The sequence below is a fragment of the Psychromonas sp. genome, assembly GCF_041586535.1.
GTDB lineage: Bacteria > Pseudomonadota > Gammaproteobacteria > Enterobacterales > Psychromonadaceae > Psychromonas.
Window position 1 is genome coordinate 1 of sequence record NZ_JBFGZY010000198.1, and the last position, 5,226, is coordinate 5,226.

The following is a 5,226-nucleotide window of genomic DNA, read 5'->3' on the forward strand; positions in this document are numbered from 1 at the left end:
ATTAAAACGCTTTTATCTCGAACAAAAATTAACCGCGAAAGATCAACAGACCCTAAGGATAGCGATAAAAACGAAAACACCTAGAGCACCATATAGTTTAAAAAACGAACACCAGAGCGGACTAAAAATAGCCCATGGGAGGCGCGTTCGCGAAGGAATAGTGACCTATTTCAAGCTGACACAACGTAGTATGGGCTATTTTCAGTCGATCCCGAAGGGCGAGGCACAAATGACCGCATGCTGCGTTAAATTTCTTCGATTTAGCGCACTAAATCTTCAAAAATTTGCCTTGCCTGAGGCCATTTGAGCTCTCACTGGTGCCGTTTTTTTTTAATATATGGTGCTCTAGTTATTGTACTCTTCTATTGGAGATCTGCCTGCAATAGAGTTTTGCTCAAAAACTAACAATGCGCAGGCATGTTTGCAGAGGCAGAACCATCAGGGTCAGCAACACCATAACTCAATGAGATCCCCAATAAAACACTGTGAGGATGACGATTGTGAGAAACTTTGAGGGTACCGGAAAATACCCCTCCAGTCATTCCCGAGATGATTTAATCGGGAATCTCAAAGCCTCCAGCACATAAGAGTAATGCTTTACTATATCTGGACTCCCGCATCCAGGCAGGCTTGCATAATCCGCATATGAGACCTCCGATTAAATCATCTCGGAGGTGACGGATAATACATTGCCGCCCTTCCCGAATACCCCCCCCCGTCATTCCCGAGTTGAGGTTAGTTATTCTAAATCAAAGCCTTCTAACAACGAAGAACATAGTTTACCACCTTGCCCTTCTTCTTTATCCGTTTAATCTAACCTACAGCTACCAGCTGCTCATGTAACTTGGCAACCTCATCCCTTAATAAAGCCGCTTTTTCAAACTCCAGATCCTTGGCAAAGGCGAACATCTGTTTTTCCAATATGGCAATCTGCTTAAGGATATCCTGTTCACTGTGAATCTCATATTTGGCTTTATATTCAGCCACGCCGGCTTGTTTTAAGTTTGCTTTTTTAAGGTTGCGCTGCCCTAACTGCATCACATCATTGACCTGCTTGGATAATCCCTGCGGGACAATGCCATTATCTATATTAAATTGATGTTGCAGTTGACGGCGATCTTCGGTCACTTTAATCGCTTTTTGCATTGAACCGGTAATATTATCAGCATATAAAATAGCCTTGCCGTTTAAATTTCGCGCAGCACGTCCCATGGTTTGTATCAGTGAACGCTCGGATCTTAAAAAGCCTTCTTTATCCGCATCCAGAATAGCCACCAGAGATACTTCGGGAATATCTAAACCTTCACGCAATAGGTTAATACCCACTAACACGTCAAAAACCCCCAGGCGCAAATCTCTGATTATCTCCACACGTTCAACGGTATCAACATCAGAATGCAGATAACGTACTTTAATCCCGTGCTCATGCAGATAATCAGTAAGATCCTCTGCCATACGCTTGGTTAAGGTCGTCACTAACACCCGTTCTTTCAAAGGGAGTCTTATGTTTACTTCCGACAACAGATCATCCACCTGAGTGTTTACCGGACGCACCTCTATCAGCGGGTCAAGTAAACCTGTCGGGCGTATCACCTGACGTATAACATCGCCCTGAGATTTTTCAATTTCATAATCACTCGGGGTGGCTGAAACATAAATAGTTTGCGGCGCTATTTTTTCAAACTCTTCAAATTTCAAGGGGCGGTTATCCAGCGCGGAGGGCAGCCGGAAACCATAATTAACCAGGTTTTCTTTACGCGAACGGTCTCCCTTGTACATAGCACCAATTTGCGGAACAGTGACGTGGCTTTCATCGATAATCAATAAACCGTCTTTGGGAAGATAATCAAACAAAGTCGGAGGTGCTTCACCAATGCCCCGCCCGGAAAGGTAACGGGAGTAGTTTTCTATACCTGAGCAGTAGCCAAGCTCATTCATCATCTCGATATCATATAAGGTACGCTGAGAAATACGCTGTTCCTCAATCAGCTTATTCTGCTCAAGGAACTCTTTTTTGCGCTGATTAAGCTCTTCTTTGATACCCTCAATCGCTTTTAAAATCTGCTCTCTGGGTGTGACGTAATGAGTTTTAGGATAAACAGTGACACGCGCCAACTTATCAAGCACTTGTCCGGTGAGCGGGTCAAATATTGAAATTTGCTCGACCTCGTCATCAAATAATTCAATTCTTAAAGCTTCTTTTTCAGCATCCGCGGGAAAAATATCAATCACTTCGCCACGTACACGAAAGGTGCCCCTGCTGAGTTCGGTTTCGTTCCTGTTATACTGCAGATCCACCAGACGCTGCAGTATTTCCCGACTTGAGATAATCTCTCCCACCGACAGATGCAGCATCATCTGCAGATAGGCAGTCGGATCGCCCAAACCGTATATGGCAGAAACAGAAGCAACTAGTACAACATCTTTACGCTCCAACAATGCTTTCGTTGCAGAAAGTCGCATCTGCTCAATATGAGCATTAACCGCCGCATCTTTTTCAATAAAAGAATCTGAGCTCGGTACATAAGCTTCCGGCTGGTAATAATCGTAGTAGGAAACAAAATATTCGACTGCATTATTTGGAAAAAACTCTTTCATCTCACCGTATAACTGTGCCGCGAGTGTTTTATTAGGCGCAAGAATTAATGCCGGACGATTAAGTTTTGCGATGGCATTCGCTAAGGTAAAAGTTTTCCCCGATCCAGTCACCCCCAGCAGCGTCTGGAAAGCAAGACCGGATTCAATACCGTCAACTAATTTATCAATTGCCTGGGGTTGATCACCAGCAGGTGAAAATTTGGAAGAAAGTTGAAATGGTTTATGCATGCATCACCTCTGCGCTCTGGAGCCTGTTTGGATATTCAGCCATAATACGCCACAGAAACTCTGCAGAATACCATTTTCAGAAAGTTCTTTGCGTTCAAAATCTCTCCAAGCCGGTGCTTTGTGACAGTCTAAAGATCTTTATTAATACAAACTGCACACATCATGGTCTATTCAAAATAAATTAAAATACTCAAAACTACCTGTTAGCAATAAAAATATCTCCAACTACTCTTTTAAGCACGTTGTTTTGATGCTACGCAGCCTCTTCAGGCTATTTTTGATTGTTAACAAAATAATTACAGCAAGGATGAAATTAACTTGACGGGATCTTTTGCTAATAACATTAGTGCAGTCGCGCTTAAATAAACAACAATAAAAATCAGAGATTTTCTAAGTATGTCAATCATTTTTTACTTGATTGAATGAAAATAATTCACATTTAAATATTGACTTTAGAGTAATTAAATTTTTTTTAAATATCTGCAAAACAACTCAGAAGAAAGACGTTTGACATTTTTAACACATTGTTTTTATTGATAAAATTATTTTGCTCGTTTTTGCTGCAATGCTCTTCGAAGTAAGTAGTGATAAGGGCTGGAGAGGGTTTTAACAAATCTTCCCACAGAGTTATCCACAGGAAAAGTGGATAACCGCCGCAAAGCCAGAAACCACAGGGCTTGCAGTCGCAAATGAAAAGACGAAAAAAGATCTTGAGTGGATGATCTGCGAAGATATTGAAAATTTTTTTTAAAAAAAAGATAAAACATTCCAAAAATATAATTAGTCCTGATGAATGTCATCTAATAACAGCAAAAACAATCTTAATTAACATTTAAAGGGCTTTATTTAACAAAAAAAGAAACGGGTTGGGTAAAAAAAAGGCACTTTTTTATTTAAAAGCATCACAAATCAAGTTGATTTGCTATCATCCTGATTTATCTCTACCCTACTATAGGAATAACATATTGTGATCCATGTGTCGCTTAAATCAATCCCTGTTTTTACATCAATATTTGTTGCCTTTTTTTTATTTTCCTGCAGCAGCGTACCAAGCACTATGCAGGTAACACCTGAAATTTCAACAGGAAAAAATCCACCGGTTATTGATAGCAATAATATCTGGTCACTGAGCAGTCAGGATCGACGTATTGCCCGCTATTTAATTGAAATAAGTGCAGGCGATGGCCCGGCAACACTGATTAATGAAGCAGACAGCAGTCATCGCATTATTATGCAGACGTTAAATAAAGAGTGGCAGGCGCAAGGGTTAATTATTTCCCCTGGAAGTGAGTACAAAATAGATCTGCAGCTGATTAAAATACTGGCCAAGGTCAAACAGTCTACTTATAAACATGAAATAAATTCCGAGGTGGTTATCAAAATACAACTTAACGCCAATAATAAGGTATACAACAAAACCTTTAACTCCAACGCTATTTCAGAAGCCCCCTTGAATGCCAACAGCAAAAAAATCAGTAAACAGCTGAATACACAATTATCACAACTGTTAACTGAAATTGCGCTCGATCCGGAAATTAAGGCTAAACTGGAAAACTTCTGATTCACTTATACCCAGACTACCTTAAGATGCAAATTCAGTAGCTTGGGTATATTCATAAAAGGAACCTTCATGAAACACCTGTTATCTTTTTTTCTGCTGTTTATCAGCACCACGGTATTATCTAATGAAAATCCGACGATCTTAATCGAGACATCGGAAGGGCAAATCGTTGTAGAGTTAAATCCGCAGCAGGCGCCAAAAACTGTTGCTAACTTTTTAGAATATGTGCAAAAAGATGGTTTTAAACAAACCACCTTTCATCGGGTCATTAATAACTTTATGATCCAGGGAGGAGGCTTTACAGTATCAGGAAAACCGGCAACCACTCTGGCAGCAATAGAGAATGAATCCCGGAATGGTTTAAGTAACAAACGAGGCACCATTGCCATGGCAAGAACCGGTTACCCGCATTCAGCAACCCGGCAGTTTTTTATTAATCATAAAGATAATGATTTTTTAGATGCACAAGGTCAGAACTGGGGTTACAGTGTATTTGGCAAGGTGACAGACGGCATCGACGTGGTTGATAAAATAGCCGTCGTGAAAACTGCTGCAGGTGATAAACCCCTACAGGCTGTTATTATCAGCAGCATCTCGCTGATCAACTCTGCAAAATAAGATCAAAACCTCTGCACTAACTGCTTGTGCAGAGGTTTTAATACAATCAATCTAACTGCAGATAGCTATCGCATTAACACGCTTGAAGCTCACCCAGCTAAAGCAAGGTGATTCTTGTCGTCAACGGTTTAGGCATTGCAACATTAAGTTGCGTTAGTCTTCTAAAACCTCTTACAAGCGTTTAACGTGTCGGCACTACCTGCCGCCACGAATTTTTAAGC

At 40.8% G+C, this 5,226-nt stretch carries 4 protein-coding genes; 3 read left to right on the forward strand and 1 reads right to left on the reverse strand.

Annotation, left to right across the window (positions count from 1 at the left end; translation table 11 throughout):
* Nucleotides 1-307: hypothetical protein (locus ABZA00_RS16275; RefSeq protein WP_372883203.1), on the forward strand; the 307-nt coding region annotated here is incomplete at its 5' end.
* Between the two features lie 506 nt (nt 308-813).
* Here the strand turns inward: ABZA00_RS16275 and uvrB are convergent.
* A complete protein-coding gene (uvrB, locus tag ABZA00_RS16280) occupies nt 814-2,826 on the reverse strand; it encodes an excinuclease ABC subunit UvrB (protein WP_372883204.1) in 2,013 nt (670 codons plus the stop codon).
* Nucleotides 2,827-3,802: 976 nt separating this feature from the next.
* On the opposite strand from uvrB, the gene ABZA00_RS16285 reads away from it, so the two are divergent.
* Together ABZA00_RS16285 and ABZA00_RS16290 are read left to right on the forward strand one after the other, a co-directional pair.
* Nucleotides 3,803-4,387, forward strand: a complete 585-nt coding sequence (locus ABZA00_RS16285) for a YajG family lipoprotein (protein ID WP_372883205.1) — start codon at nt 3,803-3,805, stop codon at nt 4,385-4,387.
* A gap of 69 nt (nt 4,388-4,456) precedes the next feature.
* Complete coding sequence (locus ABZA00_RS16290) at nt 4,457-5,005, forward strand: peptidylprolyl isomerase (protein ID WP_372883206.1); 549 nt, start codon at nt 4,457-4,459, stop codon at nt 5,003-5,005.
* The last annotated feature ends 221 nt before the right edge of the window (nt 5,006-5,226 follow it).

What these genes read in the sequence shown, in the direction of transcription:
- uvrB (WP_372883204.1), bottom strand. Translation starts at nt 2,826, where the DNA reads ATGCATAAACCATTTCAACTTTCTTCCAAATTTTCACCTGCTGGTGAT.
- ABZA00_RS16290 (WP_372883206.1), top strand. Translation starts at nt 4,457, where the DNA reads ATGAAACACCTGTTATCTTTTTTTCTGCTGTTTATCAGCACCACGGTA.